The following is a 19,563-nucleotide window of genomic DNA, read 5'->3' on the forward strand; positions in this document are numbered from 1 at the left end:
TGTCCTTTGATGCTGGTATTTTGGGGCAATATCAGTTGTTGCTGCTGTTTGCTGTCTTTTTGGCGGGCAGGCCAAACCATAGCTGTAAAGTGGCATAACTGCGCCATGGGCTCAGGCTGGCCGGACTGAGCGGGTTGTCCCGTGCGGCCAGCGCTTTTTGAATGCCTAAATCGCCTGCTAACCAGATATCACTATCAGACAGACCACGCATTTTGCTGTACGCCACTGTCCATGGCCCTATGCCTTTAACATTAAGCCAGCTATCGGGGTCGGCCAACGGATCTGCGACCACAGCTTTAGCCAGTCCCCACAGCGTGTCACGTCTGGCCTGCGGCACTTTAATCATCGATAAATCCGAATGAATAATTTGTAGGGGCGTTGGGAATAATTTTTTACCGTTTTGCCCGGGCAAATCGCTGCCAAGAGCGCTAACCAGCCGGTTAAGCTGAGTGCGGGCGCCGGCCACACTGACTTGCTGGCCAAGCACTGCGCGAACTGCGGCTTCCCAGGCTGACCAGACACCGGGAATACGGATGCCCGGTTGCAGTTTATCGCCAAAAAAAGGCAGCAGCTGCTGCTCTATGGTCATCATATCGGCATCTAAATCCAGCAAACGGCGAATATGCGCTATCACAGTGTTCAGGCTGTCCGGGTAAGGCCAGTACAGGGTCAGTTGCAGATGATTGTCTGATGCCGGTGTTACTTCAAACCAGCCGCTGCGGCTTTGGCTCTGTGCAGTTGCCTCTTGCGCAGGCAAGGAAAAAGTGCGGCCATAACTTTGCAGCCCAAGCCACTCCAGGCCATCCAGGCTGCGCGCTTGCCAGAACTGTATTAATAAATCCCAGTTGAGCGGTGGACGGTACGGTAGTTTTAAGGTCAGCATCGGGGTACTCGTTAAGTCTGGTTTACGGCGGATTTGGCTTGGTGTTAGTTGCAGTTGTTTATTAAAAGCATCGTTAAAACGGCGCACACTGTGAAAACCAGCCTGCAGGGCAATATCGGCAACCGGCAAAGTGGTTTGATGTAACAAAGTTTTGGCAAACAGCAGCTGTTGATACAAGGCATATTGTTTTGGTGATACACCAAGTTCACGTTGAAACAGTTTGCGTAAATAACGCTCACTAATGCCAAGACGGCTGACAAGCAGGTTCAGATCACCGTCAATCAGCGCACCTTCGGCAATTAAACGCAGTGCCCGTTGCAGTGTACTATTGCTACCTTGCCAGGCCGGTGAGCCGGGCGCACTGTCGGGGCGGCAACGCAAACAGGGCCGGTAACCTGCAGCAGCTGCTGCTGTGGCGGTTGGGTAATAACAAACGCCACTTTCAGCGGGCAGCCGCGCCGGGCACACCGGTCGGCAGTAAATGCCGGTGCTTTGCACCGCAATATAAAACAGGCCATCAAACCTTTTATCGCGGCTTAAGCGGGCTTGCTGACATTGTTGTGCACTGAGCATAAGCTGTGTTCCACCTTCAAAACTGTGCTCAGTGTACCTTGTCACGGCTGCCGGATCAGCCAGATCCGGTACTCAATCAAAAAATTGTCAGATGTTTAAATCCACCTGCTGGACGAGTCCGGCTGTGCCTTGTTGCGACAGAAAAATACCACTGCGGGCAATACGCCCAAGCAGCGCCTGGCCATCATATAAACCAAAGGAGGTGGCCACAGAGCTGGTGGAGATTGCCGCTATGCCAAAGTCAGCCAGAGGTTTTTGCCTGGAGACACCATCCCACAGCTGAAGCTGTTGCCAGCTTTTATCCTGAGCGTCAATAAAGCCGTTTTGGTCGTTATCAAGTTGCGCAAGCTCGGTAAAACCCTGATTACTGGCCGGGCCAAATAATTCCAGGCCTGAATCGGCTTTACCGTTCTGGTTTTTATCATGCACCAGATAATACTGGCCACTGCCAAGACCCGGCAGCAGGCCTTCAGAACCTTGACCGCTAAAGTCAAAGCTGCTGCCTGTTGTTTGCAGCTGCACCGGACTGCCATTGAGGCTCAGCACTAAGGGATCTTTCAGCGCGGCCTGCTGATAACTTTGAAATGACACATATTCTTCCTGCATTTCAAACGCAAAAGACCAGCTGATATTGCTGCCATCGGCCAAAGTGGCTTCGCCACTAAAGCTTGCACTCAACTCCTGATAACGATAATTAAATTCCAAAATGGTGCTGCCGTTGTCGGCCTGGGGCGTTTCATTGTTGCCAGTCTGCGTATTTTGTTGCTGCTGAGCGGCAATTTTTTGCGCTGAACTACCTTCAATCCAGGACAATAATTTGCCGGATGTCAGTTGTTCCAGAATACGTTTCACCACGCCTATGCTTTGTAAGGCATTAAAAGGTAACGCATCTTCATTTTGTTCTTCAGATGCCTTAGACTCGGTGCTGATTTTTTCAGCGACCGCAGGCTCCGGCATTGGTTTGTCGATAACTGGGACCACCGGACGCTGCGCTTGGGTAGGGCGGTTCGGAATTTGCAAACGGCTTTGCTGAAAAATCGCTTGTTCCTGTACGGCAAATTGTTGTGTAGCTGTGACGATATTCATCATAAGCTCCGTATTTTAACAATGATGCAATAGGGCTATCGGCAGCTGTTGGTTAAACTTTAAGCAGGTGAGGTTATGTTAGAAGCTTTTTTTCGTCAGCTAAGCACTGAACCCGAAACTATTACTTTCCAGCAGAGCATCGCGCTGATTGATGCTTTATATCAGTTTACGCCGACTGCTTTTCAAAACGGTGCACTTTGGAATGCGGCCGGGGAGAATAACGGTTCATGTAAAATTTTGTCTTTTGCCGCTATGCACAAGTTGTCTGAACCCCAGACGTTACAATTGTTTGGTGATTATTACCGGCTGGAAGTATTGCCTGACTTAAAAGGTGACAATCATGCCAATATCCGCAACTTTATGCGTACCGGCTGGGATGGGGTAGAGTTTAGTGGTCAGGCGCTCAGGGCCAAAGCGTCCACTTAGCGCCCTTTGAAAATGCCGGCTTTAACAGCGTTCAGCCTGCAACCTGTTGCATTTAGCCAGCACTGATTCAATTTTTTTCGCGGAAAAGGGTTTGGCAATAAAACCGCAGGCGCCCGCCAGAATACTTTGCTGCACGTTTTCTACAGTGCTGTGGGCAGTCATAATCACGACGTTGGCGTCAGGATTAATTTCTTTCAGTTGTTTTAACAAAGTTTTGCCGTCGCAATCGGGCAATTCAATGTCTAAAAACACCACATCCTGTTTCATTTTGCTGTAGCTGCTGATGCCGTGGCTGCCATCAGAAGCTTCGCTGACATGGCTGATGCCAAGCAGCATCAGAGTCTGGCGCAGATATTCCCGCACTGAAGTGACATCGTCGATAATCAGCACTGAACAATCGGAGACTTTCATCATTCTTCCTTAAATGTCTGAGATCCATCTTTTGTTAAGTTGTAGCTGGCGCTGGCCGGACTGGCAAGCTGAGTAAATTCAGTTCTTTGTGATTGCTGGTACTTTAATAGGTACTTTGCAAAAATTTGTAACTGTAATTTTCCACATGCTAGCAAATTTTGTGGTGTCTGGTACAGCAGCCGTTGTTTTTTTGTCGGAGCAGCAATAAAGCCGCCTTTTGCCAAGCGCGCTTTACGCTGTGATGATGCTGAGTTATGGTGAAGTCTTAAGCAAATACAGCAGCAAATGGACGTTTTGTGTGCAGTTGATTGATTACAGCGAGATTTTCGCTTTACCTTTGACTTTCCTTTTGTATAATGGCCGCTCCAACGCTAGGGGCATAGTTCCAATTGGTAGAACAGCGGTCTCCAAAACCGATGGTTGGGGGTTCGAATCCCTCTGCCCCTGCCACTTCTTCTGAAGATGAAATTGAATACACATCAGCAGCAACTGCTGCAAATTCTCCGAATTAAACCACTGAATCTGCATGCAGATTTTTTGTCGTTTTCAGAGCATTCAGCTGCGAAAAACAAAGATAATACCCATCAGCATCAGGTGGCAGCTCAATTGCCGGCTTCAACTGAGCAGGTGGATGCAGAGTTCTCAGCATTGATGGGCACCGACACAGAAACTGCAGCGCAATCTTGTGCTGAAATCGAATGGCCACTGCTCCAGCTACAGCAGGATATTCAGTTGCTGCTGCAGCAAAAATCGCGACAGTTGTCGACCAAATTAAGCTGGCAAACCAAAGCTGAACTCACAGACAGTTATCTCGATGGTCAGTTACTCTGCACCCCAGATCTTCAAAACCTCACGAATGCCCAAAGCAAACGCCAGTTATGGCAACTATTCAATAACGGATGGTCTGATGTCTGATGTGCTGATCCGCCCTGCGCTGGAAACGGATATCGAGGCTATGCTGGCGATAGAACAAAGCGCCACCAGCCATCCCTGGAGCAAAGCCACTTTCACCGGTTGTTTTGGCGAACGTTATTTTAATTTTGTGTTGCAGCAAGGTGATGAAATACTTGGTTTTTATATTGGTAACTTTGTTGCCGGTGAAGCCAGTTTGTTTGATATTTGTGTAGCGCCCAAAGCGCAGGGGCAGGGCTTTGGCCGTTTATTGCTGGAGCATTTTATCGCTGAATCTGAAGCAAAACAGGCCTTTGATTGCTGGCTGGAAGTACGCGAGAGCAACCACAGTGCCATCGAGCTTTATCAGAGTGCCGGTTTTCACCAAAATGGCAAAAGAGTCAATTATTACCCAACAGCCACTGGTCACGAAGATGCCATTTTAATGGGCTTGCCACTGCGTTTTGGCTAAGCCTTCCGGGTCATCCCTGTAATTGACGTCCAGGCTCAGTTCATTTTTGCATAGCCGTTCAGGCTGCAGAGTATGACAGCTAAAAATCCCATCAGACAGATGCTGCTATGGCTGTGCCTGCGCTTTGCATCCTGCTATAATCGCCGCCATTTTGCACAAAGCTCGGCAGCCGCCGCTGATGTTCAGCCGGTGAGTCTTGTTGACTGAATTGATATTGGAACCTACGCACGCATGGCCTCTGCACAATTTCTTGAAGAAGTGAATAAACGTCGCACCTTTGCGATTATTTCTCACCCCGACGCCGGTAAAACCACCATCACTGAAAAAGTGTTGTTGTTTGGTCAGCTGATTCAAAAAGCCGGTACAGTGAAAGGGAAAAAATCCGGCCAATACGCCACCTCTGACTGGATGGAAATGGAAAAAGAGCGTGGTATTTCTGTGACCACTTCTGTGATGCAGTTTCCTTATGCCGATTGCCTGGTGAACCTGCTGGACACGCCGGGTCACGAAGACTTCTCTGAAGATACTTACCGCACCTTAACGGCGGTGGATTCCTGTTTAATGGTGATCGACGGCGCCAAAGGTGTTGAAGACCGCACCATTAAGCTGATGGAAGTCACACGCTTACGTGACACGCCTATTATCACTTTTATGAACAAAATGGACCGCGATATTCGCGATCCTATTGATTTACTTGATGAAGTTGAAAGTGTATTAAAAATCGCCTGTGCCCCTATTACCTGGCCTATTGCGTCCGGTAAAGAGTTCAAAGGGGTGTATCACATTCTCAGAGATGAAGTGGTGTTTTATAAGTCGGGTCAGGGTCACACTATTCAGGAAGTGGACACCATAAAGGGCATTAACAACCCTGAGCTGGATGCCCGTATTGGTTATTACGCCCAGCAGCTGCGGGATGAAATGGAGCTGGTAAAAGGCGCCAGCCATGAATTTGATTTAGAACTGTTTTTAAAAGGTGAACTGACACCGGTATTTTTTGGTACCGCTTTAGGTAACTTTGGTGTCGACCATATGCTGGACGGTTTAACCGACTGGGCGCCGGCACCACAACACCGAGCTACCACAGACCGGGTGGTTGAACCTACTGAAGAAAGCTTCTCCGGTTTTGTGTTTAAAATTCAGGCCAATATGGACCCGAAACACCGTGACCGTGTGGCCTTTTTACGCATTTGCTCGGGTAAATATGAAAAAGGCATGAAAATGCACCATGTGCGCATCGGCAAAGACATGCTGGTACCACAGGCTTTAACCTTCCTTGCTGGCGATCGTGAGCATGTGGAAGAAGCTTATCCTGGCGATATTATTGGTTTACATAACCATGGCACCATCCAGATTGGTGACACTTTTACTGCAGGTGAAAAATACTCTTTTACCGGTATTCCCAACTTTGCGCCTGAACTGTTCCGCCGCATCCGGCTGCGCGACCCATTAAAACAAAAGCAGCTGCTCAAAGGTTTAGTGCAGTTGTCGGAAGAGGGCGCTGTGCAGGTCTTCAGGCCACTGGATAATAACGATTTAATTGTTGGCGCCGTGGGGGTGCTGCAGTTTGACGTGGTGGTGCACCGCTTAAAGTCGGAATACAACGTAGATGCAATTTATGAAAGTGTGAACGTGACCACAGCGCGCTGGGTCTATTCAGATGATGGCAAGGCGCTGGATGAATTTAAAAATAAAGCCAGTAGCAACCTGGCGCTGGATGGCGGCGACAATTTAAGTTACCTGGCGCCTACTATGGTGAATTTAAACCTGGCGATGGAACGTTATCCAAAAATGAAATTCCATAAAACCCGCGAACAAACTTTCGCGAGTAAGGCAAAATAATTCATGAATATTAAACAGTTATTATCAGATAAAACCCAGGCGGCCATGATTGCCGTGGGTTTACCGGCAGATACCAACACAGCCGTTACTCAAAGCACTAAAGCAGGTTTTGGTGATTATCAAATCAACGGTGCTATGGCAGCAGCCAAGCTTCTGAAAACCAATCCACGTGATTTAGCCCAGCAGCTGCTGGAAAAGCTGGATTTGGCGGACATGGCTGAAAAAGTTGAAGTGGCAGGCCCTGGTTTTATTAACGTGACACTGAAAAACGACTGGGTGGCGGCACAATTACAACCGGCCTTGCTGGACGCACGTTTAGGTGTGAGCCCAAACCCTAAACCACAAAAAGTGGTAGTGGATTATTCGGCGCCTAACCTTGCCAAAGAAATGCATGTGGGCCATTTACGCTCCACCATTATTGGTGACGCTGTAGTACGCGCGTTGGAATTCTGGGGTGATGACGTTGTTCGCCAGAACCATATGGGCGACTGGGGTACACAATTTGGCATGCTGATCGCGCATCTGGAAGATAAACTGGCGGCCGGTGTTGACCTTGAAACCGTGGCCCTTGCCGATTTAGAAGATTTTTACCGCGAAGCGAAAAAACGTTTTGATGACGAAGCAGGTTTTGCCGATAAATCACGTGATTATGTGGTGAAACTGCAAAGTGGCGATGCACATTGCCAGAAGTTATGGCAGCTGTTTATCGACACCTCGATTAAACACAGTGAAGAAGTGTACCGTGCGTTAAACGTGACTTTGGGCCATGAACATATCAAGCCTGAGTCGGCTTATAACCCAATGTTGCAGTCTATTGTCGACAACTTAAAAGCCACCGGCATTGCGGTGGAAGATCAGGGCGCTTTAGTGGTATTCCTGCATGAGCTGGCCGACAAAGAAGGCAACCCATCGCCTTTTATTATCCAGAAAACCGGCGGTGGTTTTTTATATGCCACTACCGACTTAGCGGCCTGTAAATACCGCAGCCACGAACTTGGTGTTGATCGTATTATTATTTTCACCGACGCCCGTCAGGCGCTGCACTTTAAACAAGTGGAGCTGGTAGCGCGTAAAGCCGGTTTGCTCAGAACTTTAACGTCTTACGAGCATTGCCCTTTTGGCACCATGATGGGCGAAGATGGCAAACCATTTAAAACCCGTACCGGTGGCACGGTAAAACTGGCAGAACTGCTGGAAGAAGCGGTAGTGCGTGCTAAAGCCGTGGTGGAACAAAAATCCACTGAGTTAAGCGAAGGCGAAATTGCCGAAGTGGCGCGTAAAGTGGGTATCGGTGCAGTAAAATTTGCCGATTTATCCAAAAACCGCACTTCCGATTACATCTTCAGCTGGGATTCGATGCTGAGTTTTGAAGGCGCAACAGCCCCTTATCTGCAGTACGCTTATACCAGGGTGCGGAGTATTTTACGCCGCGCTGAAGTGGCCGAAAACTTTAACGCGCCGCTGCAACTGGTTGAATCTCATGAAAAACAACTGGCATTAAAAACGCTGCAGTTTGAAGAAACACTGCAGCAGGTGATGAAAGACGCCCAGCCAAACCTGCTGTGTAATTACCTGTATGAACTGGCCAGTTTATATATGAGTTTTTACGAAGCCTGCCCTATTTTAAAAGAAGGGGTTGAACCGGCGCTGCGTGACAGCCGTTTAATGCTGAGCATTGGCGTATCGCGCTTATTGGCCAAAGGCTTAGACCTTCTGGGCATTGAAGTGATGGAACGGATGTAACAACTAAAAAAAGCGCTTCGGCGCTTTTTTGTTATCTGGCATGAAGTAACGGAATTAAGCATGAAGGAATTCATTGTTACGCATTGGGTGGGAAGGAATAAAAAATGAAAATTGACGATATTCGCCGCAGCTATGTCAAAGATAAGCTGGATTTAGACAAATTAAACGCCGACCCTTTTGTGCAGTTTGAGCTCTGGCTCAAAGATGCTATTGCCGCTGAATTACCGGACCCAACGGCAATGTGTGTGGCCACAGTGGATGAAAACGGCCAGCCATCACAACGGCTGGTGCTGCTCAAAGATGTCAATCCGGAGGGTTTTGTGTTTTACACCAACCTTGGTAGCCGCAAAGCAAAAGAGCTTGCTGGTAATCCGAAGGTTTGTCTGCATTTTCCCTGGCATCCGCTGGAGCGGCAGGTCATTGTCTATGGCACAGCGACAGAGTTGCCGGTCAGAAATGTGATTAAATATTTTTTATCCAGACCCAAAGAAAGTCAGCTGGCGGCCTGGGCCTCAGAGCAAAGCCGGCCTGTGTCGACCCGTCAGGCGCTGATGCAAAAATTTGCTGAAATTAAACATAAGTTTGAACACGGCGAAGTGCCGGTGCCGTCATTCTGGGGTGGTTTTCAAATCAAACCCCATGCCATTGAATTCTGGCAGGGCGGGGAGCACAGATTGCACGACCGTTTTATGTACCAGTTACAGGCCGATGGTAGCTGGGCTATTGAACGCTTGTGCCCATAACAGCTTCCATAACAGCTGAGGTAGCATTGTGAATACAGCTCTGTTGCCGGCGCTTTTTGACAGTCATTGCCATCTGGATTTACCTGAATTATGGCAAGACTGGCCTTTGCACTGGCAACAGGCCAAAGCGGTGGGCGTACGCTCTTGTTTAATTCCGGCGGTGCAGCAGTCGTCCTGGTTGCAGTTGCTGGCTTTTAAGCAGCAACAACGAGAATTTCAGATTGCACTCGGTATACATCCCTGGTGGGCCAAAGCACATTCATTGCAAGCTCTGACTGAGCTTGAACATTTGCTGGCGCAGCACTCAGAGCAAATTTGTGCTGTCGGTGAAATAGGGCTGGATTTTGCGATTGCACCAGACACTTTTGCGATGCAGCAACAGCTGTTTGCTGCGCAGCTGGCACTTGCAGTTCAACATCAAAAACCAGTGATTTTGCATCACCGTAAATCTATGGTGCAGCTACTGGCTGAGATAAAACGGCAAAAATTTAAAGAAGGTGGCATTTTACATGCCTTTTCCGGCAGCCCGGAGCAAGGGCAGGCTTTTCTCGATTTGGGTTTTAAACTGGGTATTGGCGGCACTATCAGTTACGAGCGCAGCCAGAAAACGCAAAATGCGGTGCGTCGTTTGCCATTGACCAGTTTTGTGCTGGAAACCGACGCACCGGCCATGCCGCTTGCTGGTTTTCAGGGGCAAAACAATACGCCCAAACAATTGGCGCTGGTGTTTCAGCATTTTTGCAGTTTAAGGCCGGAAACTCCGGAAGAAATTGCCGACATCTTATGGCAGAACACCATGCAGTCGCTGCAATTAAAAGCCTGAGGTAACAGGTCCGGATAAGGCTGTTTGAGCCAAAGCACCTGCACTGACCAATACTTGTGCTGGCGGACTTAGCGCAGTGGAATTGTTGTTAACTTTTTATATGTTCGTGACTATCTAAAGCGGCGTGATGCAACTCTTGATTGCTGGCCAGCTTGTGCGACAGCAGCAATAAACTGGAGCGCGCCATTAATGCCACCAGGGCCGCCAGTGCCAGCATCCACAATACCTGTTCCATCATGGCGTGCCAGGCGCTCGACACAGCGCTAAAGCCGGTATCTTGTTTTAAGCTGATTTTGATATAACCCAACAGCTGAGAGCCCTGATAAATTTCCTGCACCATCGGCTGCAACTCCACCTTGTGTTGAGGTGCATATAACAACCGCGCAGGCTCACTACCGCTGGATTCACTTAACCGCACGCCGTTGGCGTCGTACACCACCACATCGTGTAAATAAGGGCTGGACGCCAGCTGCTGGGTCAGTGCCGTCAGACCGTCGAGCTGGTCGTTTTCAATCAGATAAGCGGCGGTTTGTGCCAAAGCTTTTAAGGTTTCACGCATCAGTACCGAACTTTGCTCGGCAAACAGCCGCTGTCCCTGATTACTGCTGTCATGCCACCACTGTAATAAAACAATCAGGCCGGTGATAGCGAGCAGCAGTTGCACTGAACGGAATAGTTTTGCTGATTTTTTTCGCGTTTTTGTCGCTGAATTTGTCATTTTCACTACACCATAGACTGACAGGGGCTGAAAAATGTCGGTAGAATGCCACGGCATCAGGTTGAAGTATAGGGATCAGTGTGGGCTTTTTTCTGAACTGGACACGGCAGCAGCCGGTAGAAATCGACTTTTTTTCGTTATTACAACAGCATTCTTTATTGCAGCAGACATCAGCTCCAGATGGCTTTTTACTGTCGGCCCCGGAGCCGGTCAGTGCGTCAAAAATGCACCAGAGCATTCAGGCCAGAATTTGTTGTTTTGGTGCAAGTGTTGGCGCCGAACAGTTCGCGAAGCTGGTTGAGTTGTTACAACCTGAGCACAGTACAATGCTACTGACTGCGGGCTCGCCGCACCCGGAATTAGCCGCAGCTTTATATCTTGGACTGAATCAGCCCTTGTCTGAGTCTTTGCAGATGAAACTGAAAGACTTTGGCAGCAGTATAGCCGCTGAGCTTGTCTATCTGGAAGGTAATCTAAGGTTAAGCCAACCTGGCGTGCTGGTAATGGATATGGACAGCACCGCCATTCAGATTGAATGTATTGATGAAATTGCGGTGCTTGCCGGCGTGGGTGAGCAAGTGGCAGCGGTGACAGCAAGGGCGATGAATGGCGAGCTGGATTTTGCCCAGAGCCTGACGCAAAGGGTGGCGGCGCTTGCCGGTGCACCACAGACTGTGCTGGCTGAGGTGCTGCAACAGCTGCCTTTGATGCCGGGTTTAACTTCGCTGGTCTCGCATCTGCAGGCCCATCAATGGCAGGTGGTAATAGCCTCTGGTGGTTTTACCTATTTTACTGATGCCCTCAAAGCGCAGCTTGGCCTCACCGCCACATATGCCAATGTGCTGGAGATAGCCGATGGCAAACTGACCGGCAAGGTGCTGGGCGCTATTGTGGATGCACAGCGTAAAGCTGAAGTGGTGGCCGAAGTGGCGACTGCATATCAGCTCCCACAGAGCCAGACTGTGGCTATCGGCGATGGTGCCAATGACCTGCCGATGTTGGCAAAAGCCGCGCTTGGCGTGGCTTTTCATGCCAAACCCAAAGTACAGGCCCAGGCCAAAGCCGCTATCCGGCAGGGTTCTTTGTTGCAGTTGCTGTATTTGTTAGAACCGGCCTTATGAAACATCAGCAAAGTTCGGAATATCTGGATCTGCAGCAGTACCAGCTGCATTTACGCAAGCTGACCCCTTTACACGTCAGTCAGGCGCCCGTGCTGATGTTGCATGGTGCTATTGAAAATGGCCGGATTTTTTATAGTCAGAACGGCAAAGGGCTCGGCTGTTATCTGGCCAATCAGGGTTTTACCGTGTACTGCGCCGATTTTGCCGGCCGGGGTTTATCCAAACCTGCAGTGGGGCCGGATTTTAATCACAGTCAGCATCAGCTGATTTGTCAGGATATTCCGGCGCTTATCGAACATTTATATCAGCGCCATCAGCAAAAAATTCATCTGATTTGTCATTCATGGGGCGGGGTGGTGTTGGCTGCCAGTCTGGCACGTTTTCCACTACTGCTGGATAAAGTGCAGAACAATGTGTTTTTTGGCACAAAAAGGCGTATTTCGGTAAAAAGCGCCGCTAAAACCCTGCAAATTGACCTGCTGTGGAATAAGGTCTCGCCCTGGCTTTGCCAACGTTATGGTTATTTGCCGGCCAAAAGCTGGCGTTTTGGCGCGGACAATGAACCGGCGCAGTTTCTGCTTGATACTGTGCATTGGATCAATACCCCGCATTTTGTTGATCCGACGGATCAGTTTGATTACGCCAAAGCAGCAGCGCAACTGCAGTGGCCGCCCAGCTGGTTTTTTGCTGCAGTAAACGACAAAATTCTCGGTCATCCGGATGATGTACGCTTATTTATGGCCGAGACTAATCTCTCGGATGCCCGTTTTAGCTTGCTGGGCAAAGCGCAGGGCGACGCGCTGGATTATGACCATATCTCAATGTTGACCCATCCACAGGCGGTACAAGGGCATTTTCAGACGTTGTCGGACTGGTTAAAACAACAAAACTGAGGTTCAGGTGTAGCACTTAGAGTACCAGCTCTGGGTGCAGTCACAGCTTTCTGCCATCTGGCCTGCAGCGTGCTGTAGAGCCAAAACCAGCGCTGTGGCTCAGGCCTGCTGCAAAGCGGCAATAAACTGGCGGCGTTTTTGCAGTTGCGTGGCGATTTGAGCCGCACTGATGCCATAACGCAGCAGCACTTCGTCGCTGATATCTATCACATCACCGACCCCCACCACACTCCATAACTCTTCTTCCAGCACCTTGGCTTTGTGAATGGCATACAGGCTGACATAACCCAACTCTTTGGCGATGTAATCTGTGTCGGGCCGGCCGGTGCGGGACAAAAATACTTTAAAACAAAACAATAAATCCTGGTTGATGGCGTCCTGTACAAAACTTTGTCTGGCCTGACTGGTTTTTAATTCAAAATCAAATTCAGTGACAAAACTGGCTTCACTGCGTGCTGTGGCTGGCTGATAACGGATAAAGACTTCATACAGCTTAGGCGCATCCTGACGTTTCATTGCTTTCAGCTGATTGGCAAAATTCAGGTTAGTGGCATTGTTTTTCAGCAGCGGCTGCAAGTTTATTTTGCTGTTTTTGCCGCCGGCCAACCCCAGAATATAATGCAGGTTATTCGGTTCAGCACCGCGGCCTACCACATTCAGGTCATAACGAATGCCATGGCGGTGCATATAAAACGGCAGACTGTTTAACGCTTTAACGTACATATTGCGCAGCACGGTGCCAAGGCCGGCATACTTGGGCGTTTCTTCGGCCGGGGTCAGTTTGTCTTTGTTGCTTTTAATCAGCTGCTCAAAAAACAACCTTCCCTGATGTGGCTCTTCCTGCTCAAAAACTTTTAAGTTCATAATGAGCTGGCTTTTACTGACCGCCATCACTTCATAATCCAGTTGTTGCAGGTCAAATTTACTGGAAATTTTTTGCATATCGGGCAAGGCCAGCCGGATATGTTCACCTTTTTGAAAACTAACCGGCAGCGCTGTTTCCACTTGCAGACCTTTACTGGAAAAGTCGCGGGTGTGGGCTTCGAGCTGTTGGTCACCAAGTTGCAGCAGCACTTTGGTTTTATACAGATAGCGGGTTTCACCACGTAAATTGACGTACTGCAACGCCACGGCTTCCAGGGGGGGCAGTTGGTCGACTTTGGCATGGCCGAAAATTTTCAGTTGTGACAGCAAATTTTCGTCGTAGCGGATTTGCTGATACAAAGCGATATTTTCTTCAGTGGTGATGTCGGTCAGGCTGACAATATAACGAAAATCACGGATCAGATTCTGCACCAGTTGGGATGGCGGCTGATTCAGTTTGCTGACGTCCTGATCGGCGGTATTAGGCAGCGACAATAACTGATGGGCGTGCTCCGGATGGGTGCGGTGCACCACCAGATGAAAAACACGGAAACTGGGTTTACGGGCGGCAAAACCAAAAAAAACTTTCTGTAGTTCAGGGAGTTGCTGCAGCTCGTCTGAAGTGGCGCTATAAAAAAACAGTTTGCCTTTGGCAGCATGGGTAAAACAATACAAAATGCAGGAGCGTTCTGCCGGCGCTTTTTGCAAACAGGCTTTTAATCTTTTGCCTGACAGCAGCTGCATCAGCACAGAACGTTGTTGTTCATCCTGAAAATACTGCACATGCTGGCGGTTATTCTCGGTGGTCATAGCGCAAACCGGCACAGGTAAGCCGTCACGCACCGCCAGAAACACCGGTAAAGAGCTGATCCTGGGCAGGTAAAACTGCTCATACCCTTTGACCACAACCGCATCGAGTGTGTTGTCGAGGTTTACTTTATAACGTCTTTTATTGCCCTGAATAAACTGGCGTAAAAACTCGCTGAAACCATGCTCGTCGGCCATTGGCAACCTTTTGACTCTGGCATACACAGCACGATCAACCACCTCAGTGTCAATCACCTGATAAGGCACACCCTGACTGAGGCCTAAGGCAAATTCTTGCTCCAGACCTTTGAATGTAATGGCAATTTTTTGCCCTGCTGACAGCGATCTGCTACCAGGGATCTTCAGCTTGCTGCCGGAAACTGACAAATCGACTGTACTTGCCGGAAACAATTCACCGTTTTCCAGTGCAATTTCGATGTCGATGGTGAAGTTCATCCGCTCTTCACCACGGCTGCAATAGCTGGCAAATTGCACCAGGGCAGGGCCGGTTTTGACTTGCTCAGGCTCCTGAGTTTCTACTACGGCTTGCGGCGGTGTTTCACCGGCAATAACCGCCTGTAATCTTTGTTCTGTTTCCTGTTTGTGCCTTACTCTGTAGTTATTGTCGGTGTTCATCACCTCTTCAAACAAACCCATGGTAAAACGACCGTAACGTTTCAGGCCGCGTTCAAAGGCTTTAATGGCGGTATCGTCCATATAATGGGTGCGGCCACCATGCTCATAAGGCCGCACTTCACCGTCTACTTTGCCCCGTAAATCGATGTAATAGCTGCAGGGCTGTCCCAAACGTTTCAGTTCCATTTTCAGCAGGAACTGTTTGGGTTTGGGCAGCTCTGAAGTCAGAATGCCAAACACCTCGTTAAACTCAGATGTGTTTATCAAGGGGATTAAGCGTTCGATCACGCCGATGTAAGGCAGTAAATCGGGTGTCGTCATAAGGTGAGTGTCTGAGTCATAAAGACTTATTGTTGTGATACCATGTCTTACATTAAAAGCAAAAATTATGCCTTTCAATTGTTTCGGTGAAAATTATGGCCAAAGTAAAGACCGCTTACGTCTGTAACGATTGTGGTGCAGACTTTGTACGCTGGCAGGGACAGTGTACTGAATGTGGTGCCTGGAACACCATCAGCGAAGTGCGGATGCCTGCCATCAGCGCCAAAAGCAGCCGTAGTTTAGGGGGCGGTTATGCCGGCGCCACTGTCGCCAAAGTGATGCGGCTTGATCAGGTGGATTTACAGGATGTACCGCGGTTTAGCTCTGGTTTTGCCGAATTTGACCGGGTGTTAGGCGGCGGTATAGTGCCAGGTTCTGCCATTTTAATTGGCGGGAGCCCGGGCGCTGGTAAAAGTACCCTATTGCTGCAAATTATGTGTTATCTGGCGGCGCAGGGGCCGGCGCTTTATGTCACAGGCGAAGAATCTTTGCAGCAGGTGGCGCTTCGGGCGCACCGGCTGGGATTGCCCACCAATCAGCTGAATATGCTGGCAGAAACTCAGGTGGAAACCATTTGTCAGCTGGCGCAGCAGGAAAAACCCCGCATTATGGTCATCGACTCTATTCAGGTGATGCAGATGATGGACATTCAATCTGCACCAGGCAGCGTGTCACAAGTGCGTGAAAGTGCTGCTTTTTTGACGCGGTTTGCCAAGCAGCAGAATGTGGCTGTGATTATGGTCGGTCATGTCACCAAAGACGGCTCTTTAGCAGGCCCCAAGGTGCTGGAACACTGTATTGACTGTTCTGTGATGCTTGAGGGCGATGGTGATAACAGATACCGCACTTTGCGCGGTACTAAAAACCGGTTTGGCGCCGTCAACGAACTGGGTGTGTTTGCCATGACAGGCCAGGGCATGAAAGAAGTAAAAAATCCTTCGGCTATTTTTTTAAACCGGGGCAAAGATGAAGCGGCCGGTAGTTTAGTGATGGTGTTGTGGGAAGGCACCCGGCCATTATTAGTGGAAATTCAGGGGCTGGTGGATTATTCGCCACTGAATAACCCACGCCGTGTCACTGTGGGGATGGAACAAAACCGCTTGTCGATGTTACTGGCGGTGATGCACCGCCATGCCGGTATTCAGATGTCGGATCAGGATGTGTTTGTCAATGTCGTTGGGGGCGTCAAGGTCAATGAAACAGGCGCCGATCTGGCCACCTTACTGGCGCTGGTGTCGAGTTTTCGCAATAAACCGCTGCCGGTTGATCTGGTGGTCTTTGGTGAGGTGGGTTTATCAGGTGAAATCCGCCCTGTGCCGAGCGGTCAGGAGAGGCTGCGTGAAGCGGCAAAACATGGTTTTAAACGCGCAATAGTGCCACTTGCCAATGTGCCAAAGGAGCCTATTGCCGGTATGACGGTGATTGGCGTACAAAAATTGCCGGAGGCGCTGGACGCTTTATAGGCCGGATTTTGTCGGCTGTGCAAGCGCGGCGATGTAAAAAACGCAGCAATATAAAAAACGCAGCAATATAAAAAACGCAGCAATAAAAAAAACGCAGCAATAAAAAAGGCCGTATCACGGCCTTTTTTGTCACTAATGCTTTATAGACGCAAAGCTGCTTTGTGAACCAAGCTTCGTTAGTTGGTGTTTTGTTCCGGCATCTCAGCCTGCGGGAAGTTCAGCGCTAACACTGCTTTGGCGTCGTCACGCAGTTTGGTTAAACCCAGCGCGTCGTAGCTTGTGATCATCAGTTGTAAAGCTTCAGGCACTTTTGATGAATCACGATAAAATTCAACGATATATTTAGCGCGGTTCGCGGCAGCTAAGTGAGCGCCACGACGGCTGTAATAATCGGCCACCAGCATCTCATGACGCGCCATTTTTTCTTTAATAAAGACCATCCGCGCCTGACCATCGGCAGCGTATTTGCTGTTTGGATAGGTGCTTGTCAGAATTTTAAAGTCTTCAAATGCCTGTTTGGTGCTGGCCATATCGCGGTCTGCACGGTCAATGCCAAAAAACTCCTGAAATGCATTTTCATCGGCTTTCTGGTTAGTTAAACCACGCATGTAATAGACATAATCCAGATCCGGGTGATTTGGATTTAACCGGATAAAGCGGTCTATACTGGCCAGACATTGTTTAACGTCACCTGACGCATGGTAAGCATAAATTAAATCGAGCTGAACCTGGCGTGCGATAGGACCAAAGGGAAAACGGCTTTCCATGGCTTTTAACAATTCGATGGCTCTGCTGTATAAACCAGAGTCGAGAATTTCTTTAGCGTCGTTATAAGCAGCTTGCGCTGACTGGTTAGTATTGACCAGCACTTCTTCTGATTTGTTGCCAGCACAGGCGGTCAGGGCGGCAGAAACACACAAAACTACGAAAAATTTAGCTTTCATTGAAAAATCCACTACTACTTCAGCCGATTGGCTGTCTAGTCGTTCATAAAATCGTTAAAATAGACGCAATACACCGATTCTAACCCAGACTGTTCGGGTATGCACACAGGATAACTGGTTCCGACATGACAAAACAGATAAAACTTGCAGAAATTGTACCTGACCATCTTTACGGCAAACGCTTAGATCAGGTGCTGGCAGAAATGTTCCCTGATTATTCACGTTCAAGAATAAAAGAATGGATTTTGGCTGGCTGGGTGCTGGTTAACGGCCGTGTCTGCGACGTGCCACGCGAAAAATTATTAGGTGGCGAAAATATTGAAATTAATGCGGAGCTGCCGGAAGACGAGCGTTTTGACGCAGAACCTATCGAGCTGAATATTGTTTATGAAGATGAACATATTCTGGTGATCAACAAGCCGGCAGGTTTGGTGGTGCATCCTGGCGCTGGTAATCACGACGGCACCTTATTAAATGCGCTGCTGCATCATTGCCCGGGCATTGCCGAAGTGCCGCGCGCCGGTATTATTCACCGTCTTGATAAAGACACCACAGGTTTAATGGTGGTTGCCAAAACCATTCCGGCGCAAACCCATCTGGTTGAGATGATGCAGCACCGTGAAATTACCCGTGAATACGAAGCTATTGCTCATGGCTGTATGACAGCAGGTGGCATGGTGGATGAGCCTATTGGTCGTCACCCAACGAAAAGAACCCATATGGCTGTGACATCCAGTGGCAAACCAGCCGTGACTCACTACCGGGTGATGGAAAAATTCCGTAACCACACCAGGCTGCGGTTAAGGCTGGAAACCGGCCGTACCCACCAGATCCGGGTGCATATGACCTACATTAACTACCCGCTGGTTGGTGACCCTGTGTATGCAGGCCGGCCGCGTCCTCCGCGTAAAGCCGATGAAAAACTGCTGGCTGTATTGCGCAACTTTAAACGTCAGGCACTGCATGCCGCTATGTTGCGTTTAGCGCACCCAATCACAGGCGAGCTGCTGGAATGGCATGCGCCAATTCCGCAGGATATGGTTGAGCTGACGTTGGCGCTGCGTGAAGACACCGCCATTCACGGTATGGACAATCAATAATGTATGAACTTGGGTTTATTTATCCGGACTGGCCGGCACCTGCCAATGTAAAAGCCTTGTGCACCAGCCGTTTGGGTGGCGTGTCACAGGGCGCTTATGCCAGTCTGAATCTTGCAACCCATGTTGGGGATGACATTGCTGCAGTGATGCAAAACCGCTTGTTGTTAACACAGCAGGCGGATTTACCTGAGGAGCCGGTCTGGCTGAATCAGGTGCATGGCACTGAGGTGCTGGTGCTGGAGAACTGGCTGGGCGGCGTCACAGACGCTGACGCATCTTTTGCTCAGACTGCCGGTAAAGTTTGTGTGGTGGTGACAGCCGATTGTTTGCCTGTGCTGTTTTGTGATCAACAAGGGCGACAGGTTGCGGCTGCTCATGCCGGCTGGCGTGGCTTGTGTAACGGCGTGCTCGAACAGACGTTACAGCATTTTGCCAAACCATCTGAGGTGATGGTTTGGCTTGGGCCTGCTATAGGTCCGGCTGCCTTTGAAGTGGGGGCTGAGGTGCGGCAGGCGTTTCTCCAGCAAGATGCAGCTGCTAACCGAGCTTTTGTGCCCACCGGCCATGGCAAGTATTTGGCAGATATTTATTTATTGGCACGGCAGCGTTTAACAGCGGCCGGCGTCACACAAATTTATGGTGGCAATGATTGTACTGTCAGTGCACCACAGCAGTTTTTTTCCTACCGCCGTGACGGTCAAACCGGCCGTATGGCCAGTCTGATTTGGCTTAGCCAGAACTGAACTTCAGCGTTTTTTTGACGGAAGTCAAATTTTTGACGTTTGCTGCTTGAAAATGCAGCAAAC

General features: G+C 49.3%; 18 protein-coding genes and 1 tRNA gene. 13 read left to right on the forward strand and 6 right to left on the reverse strand.

Annotated elements, in window-relative coordinates:
* Nucleotides 1-31 precede the first annotated feature (31 nt).
* Both N3Z11_RS11710 and N3Z11_RS11715 read right to left on the reverse strand, forming a co-directional pair.
* Nucleotides 32-1,456 carry an AlkA N-terminal domain-containing protein gene (locus tag N3Z11_RS11710; RefSeq protein ID WP_260657360.1) on the reverse strand — a complete coding sequence of 475 codons (1,425 nt, stop codon included), beginning with the start codon at nucleotides 1,454-1,456 and terminating at the stop codon, nucleotides 32-34.
* An 87-nt stretch (nucleotides 1,457-1,543) separates the two neighbouring features.
* A complete protein-coding gene (locus N3Z11_RS11715) occupies nucleotides 1,544-2,542 on the reverse strand; it encodes a hypothetical protein (RefSeq protein WP_260657362.1) in 999 nt (332 codons plus the stop codon).
* Nucleotides 2,543-2,617: 75 nt separating this feature from the next.
* Here N3Z11_RS11715 and N3Z11_RS11720 point away from each other — a divergent pair, with 75 nt between their 5' ends.
* A complete protein-coding gene (locus N3Z11_RS11720; RefSeq protein WP_260657363.1) occupies nucleotides 2,618-2,968 on the forward strand; it encodes a HopJ type III effector protein in 351 nt (116 codons plus the stop codon).
* Nucleotides 2,969-2,989: 21 nt separating this feature from the next.
* Here N3Z11_RS11720 and N3Z11_RS11725 read toward each other — a convergent pair whose 3' ends face one another.
* Nucleotides 2,990-3,379, reverse strand: coding sequence for a response regulator (locus tag N3Z11_RS11725; protein ID WP_260657364.1), 390 nt, complete (start codon nucleotides 3,377-3,379; stop codon nucleotides 2,990-2,992).
* 373 nt (nucleotides 3,380-3,752) lie between these two features.
* On the opposite strand from N3Z11_RS11725, the gene N3Z11_RS11730 reads away from it, so the two are divergent.
* From N3Z11_RS11730 to N3Z11_RS11760, 7 genes are all read left to right on the forward strand, one after another.
* A tRNA-Trp gene (locus N3Z11_RS11730) sits at nucleotides 3,753-3,829 on the forward strand.
* 12 nt (nucleotides 3,830-3,841) lie between these two features.
* On the forward strand, nucleotides 3,842-4,294 hold the full coding sequence (locus N3Z11_RS11735; protein ID WP_260657365.1) for a hypothetical protein: 453 nt from the start codon (nucleotides 3,842-3,844) through the stop codon (nucleotides 4,292-4,294).
* Complete coding sequence (gene rimI, locus N3Z11_RS11740) at nucleotides 4,287-4,742, forward strand: ribosomal protein S18-alanine N-acetyltransferase (RefSeq protein WP_260657366.1); 456 nt, start codon at nucleotides 4,287-4,289, stop codon at nucleotides 4,740-4,742. The genes N3Z11_RS11735 and rimI overlap by 8 nt, the downstream gene beginning before the upstream one ends.
* Before the next feature lie 231 nt (nucleotides 4,743-4,973).
* Entirely contained in the window at nucleotides 4,974-6,581 is a 1,608-nt protein-coding gene (gene prfC / locus N3Z11_RS11745; protein ID WP_260657367.1) for a peptide chain release factor 3, read from the forward strand.
* 3 nt (nucleotides 6,582-6,584) lie between these two features.
* Nucleotides 6,585-8,324 carry an arginine--tRNA ligase gene (gene argS, locus N3Z11_RS11750; protein WP_260657368.1) on the forward strand — a complete coding sequence of 580 codons (1,740 nt, stop codon included), beginning with the start codon at nucleotides 6,585-6,587 and terminating at the stop codon, nucleotides 8,322-8,324.
* A gap of 104 nt (nucleotides 8,325-8,428) precedes the next feature.
* Entirely contained in the window at nucleotides 8,429-9,067 is a 639-nt protein-coding gene (gene pdxH / locus N3Z11_RS11755; RefSeq protein WP_260657369.1) for a pyridoxamine 5'-phosphate oxidase, read from the forward strand.
* A gap of 28 nt (nucleotides 9,068-9,095) precedes the next feature.
* Nucleotides 9,096-9,890 (forward strand): TatD family hydrolase, encoded by a 795-nt coding sequence (locus N3Z11_RS11760; RefSeq protein ID WP_260657370.1) that lies wholly within the window; start codon nucleotides 9,096-9,098, stop codon nucleotides 9,888-9,890.
* Between the two features lie 88 nt (nucleotides 9,891-9,978).
* Here N3Z11_RS11760 and N3Z11_RS11765 read toward each other — a convergent pair whose 3' ends face one another.
* Entirely contained in the window at nucleotides 9,979-10,608 is a 630-nt protein-coding gene (locus N3Z11_RS11765) for a YtjB family periplasmic protein (protein WP_260657371.1), read from the reverse strand.
* An 80-nt stretch (nucleotides 10,609-10,688) separates the two neighbouring features.
* Here N3Z11_RS11765 and serB point away from each other — a divergent pair, with 80 nt between their 5' ends.
* Both serB and N3Z11_RS11775 read left to right on the forward strand, forming a co-directional pair.
* Entirely contained in the window at nucleotides 10,689-11,729 is a 1,041-nt protein-coding gene (serB, locus tag N3Z11_RS11770; RefSeq protein WP_260657372.1) for a phosphoserine phosphatase SerB, read from the forward strand.
* Nucleotides 11,726-12,622: a lysophospholipase gene (locus tag N3Z11_RS11775; RefSeq protein ID WP_260657373.1), complete on the forward strand. Its 897-nt coding sequence runs from the start codon at nucleotides 11,726-11,728 to the stop codon at nucleotides 12,620-12,622. Before serB ends, N3Z11_RS11775 begins: the two co-directional genes overlap by 4 nt.
* 99 nt (nucleotides 12,623-12,721) lie before the next feature.
* Here N3Z11_RS11775 and N3Z11_RS11780 read toward each other — a convergent pair whose 3' ends face one another.
* Nucleotides 12,722-15,250 carry a PilZ domain-containing protein gene (locus N3Z11_RS11780; protein WP_260657374.1) on the reverse strand — a complete coding sequence of 843 codons (2,529 nt, stop codon included), beginning with the start codon at nucleotides 15,248-15,250 and terminating at the stop codon, nucleotides 12,722-12,724.
* 95 nt (nucleotides 15,251-15,345) lie between these two features.
* Here N3Z11_RS11780 and radA point away from each other — a divergent pair, with 95 nt between their 5' ends.
* Nucleotides 15,346-16,713 carry a DNA repair protein RadA gene (gene radA / locus N3Z11_RS11785; protein WP_260657375.1) on the forward strand — a complete coding sequence of 456 codons (1,368 nt, stop codon included), beginning with the start codon at nucleotides 15,346-15,348 and terminating at the stop codon, nucleotides 16,711-16,713.
* Between the two features lie 176 nt (nucleotides 16,714-16,889).
* On the opposite strand, the gene N3Z11_RS11790 is transcribed toward radA, so the two are convergent.
* Nucleotides 16,890-17,657 (reverse strand): outer membrane protein assembly factor BamD, encoded by a 768-nt coding sequence (locus N3Z11_RS11790; protein WP_260657376.1) that lies wholly within the window; start codon nucleotides 17,655-17,657, stop codon nucleotides 16,890-16,892.
* Between the two features lie 125 nt (nucleotides 17,658-17,782).
* Between N3Z11_RS11790 and rluD the strand changes: the two genes are divergently transcribed.
* Nucleotides 17,783-18,757 carry a 23S rRNA pseudouridine(1911/1915/1917) synthase RluD gene (gene rluD, locus N3Z11_RS11795; RefSeq protein WP_260657377.1) on the forward strand — a complete coding sequence of 325 codons (975 nt, stop codon included), beginning with the start codon at nucleotides 17,783-17,785 and terminating at the stop codon, nucleotides 18,755-18,757.
* Complete coding sequence (yfiH, locus tag N3Z11_RS11800) at nucleotides 18,757-19,500, forward strand: purine nucleoside phosphorylase YfiH (RefSeq protein WP_260657378.1); 744 nt, start codon at nucleotides 18,757-18,759, stop codon at nucleotides 19,498-19,500. Before rluD ends, yfiH begins: the two co-directional genes overlap by 1 nt.
* The last annotated feature ends 63 nt before the right edge of the window (nucleotides 19,501-19,563 follow it).

The organism is Rheinheimera sp. 4Y26, assembly GCF_025245835.1.
Lineage (GTDB): Bacteria > Pseudomonadota > Gammaproteobacteria > Enterobacterales > Alteromonadaceae > Pararheinheimera.

Coding starts and splice junctions, on each gene's coding strand:
- prfC (WP_260657367.1), top strand. CDS start 4,974: ATGGCCTCTGCACAATTTCTTGAAGAAGTGAATAAACGTCGCACCTTT.
- radA (WP_260657375.1), top strand. CDS start 15,346: ATGGCCAAAGTAAAGACCGCTTACGTCTGTAACGATTGTGGTGCAGAC.
- N3Z11_RS11790 (WP_260657376.1), bottom strand. CDS start 17,657: ATGAAAGCTAAATTTTTCGTAGTTTTGTGTGTTTCTGCCGCCCTGACC.
- N3Z11_RS11735 (WP_260657365.1), top strand. CDS start 3,842: ATGAAATTGAATACACATCAGCAGCAACTGCTGCAAATTCTCCGAATT.
- N3Z11_RS11725 (WP_260657364.1), bottom strand. CDS start 3,379: ATGAAAGTCTCCGATTGTTCAGTGCTGATTATCGACGATGTCACTTCA.
- pdxH (WP_260657369.1), top strand. CDS start 8,429: ATGAAAATTGACGATATTCGCCGCAGCTATGTCAAAGATAAGCTGGAT.
- argS (WP_260657368.1), top strand. CDS start 6,585: ATGAATATTAAACAGTTATTATCAGATAAAACCCAGGCGGCCATGATT.
- N3Z11_RS11765 (WP_260657371.1), bottom strand. CDS start 10,608: ATGACAAATTCAGCGACAAAAACGCGAAAAAAATCAGCAAAACTATTC.
- N3Z11_RS11780 (WP_260657374.1), bottom strand. CDS start 15,250: ATGACGACACCCGATTTACTGCCTTACATCGGCGTGATCGAACGCTTA.
- rluD (WP_260657377.1), top strand. CDS start 17,783: ATGACAAAACAGATAAAACTTGCAGAAATTGTACCTGACCATCTTTAC.
- N3Z11_RS11710 (WP_260657360.1), bottom strand. CDS start 1,456: ATGCTCAGTGCACAACAATGTCAGCAAGCCCGCTTAAGCCGCGATAAA.
- N3Z11_RS11715 (WP_260657362.1), bottom strand. CDS start 2,542: ATGAATATCGTCACAGCTACACAACAATTTGCCGTACAGGAACAAGCG.
- N3Z11_RS11775 (WP_260657373.1), top strand. CDS start 11,726: ATGAAACATCAGCAAAGTTCGGAATATCTGGATCTGCAGCAGTACCAG.
- yfiH (WP_260657378.1), top strand. CDS start 18,757: ATGTATGAACTTGGGTTTATTTATCCGGACTGGCCGGCACCTGCCAAT.
- rimI (WP_260657366.1), top strand. CDS start 4,287: ATGTCTGATGTGCTGATCCGCCCTGCGCTGGAAACGGATATCGAGGCT.
- N3Z11_RS11720 (WP_260657363.1), top strand. CDS start 2,618: ATGTTAGAAGCTTTTTTTCGTCAGCTAAGCACTGAACCCGAAACTATT.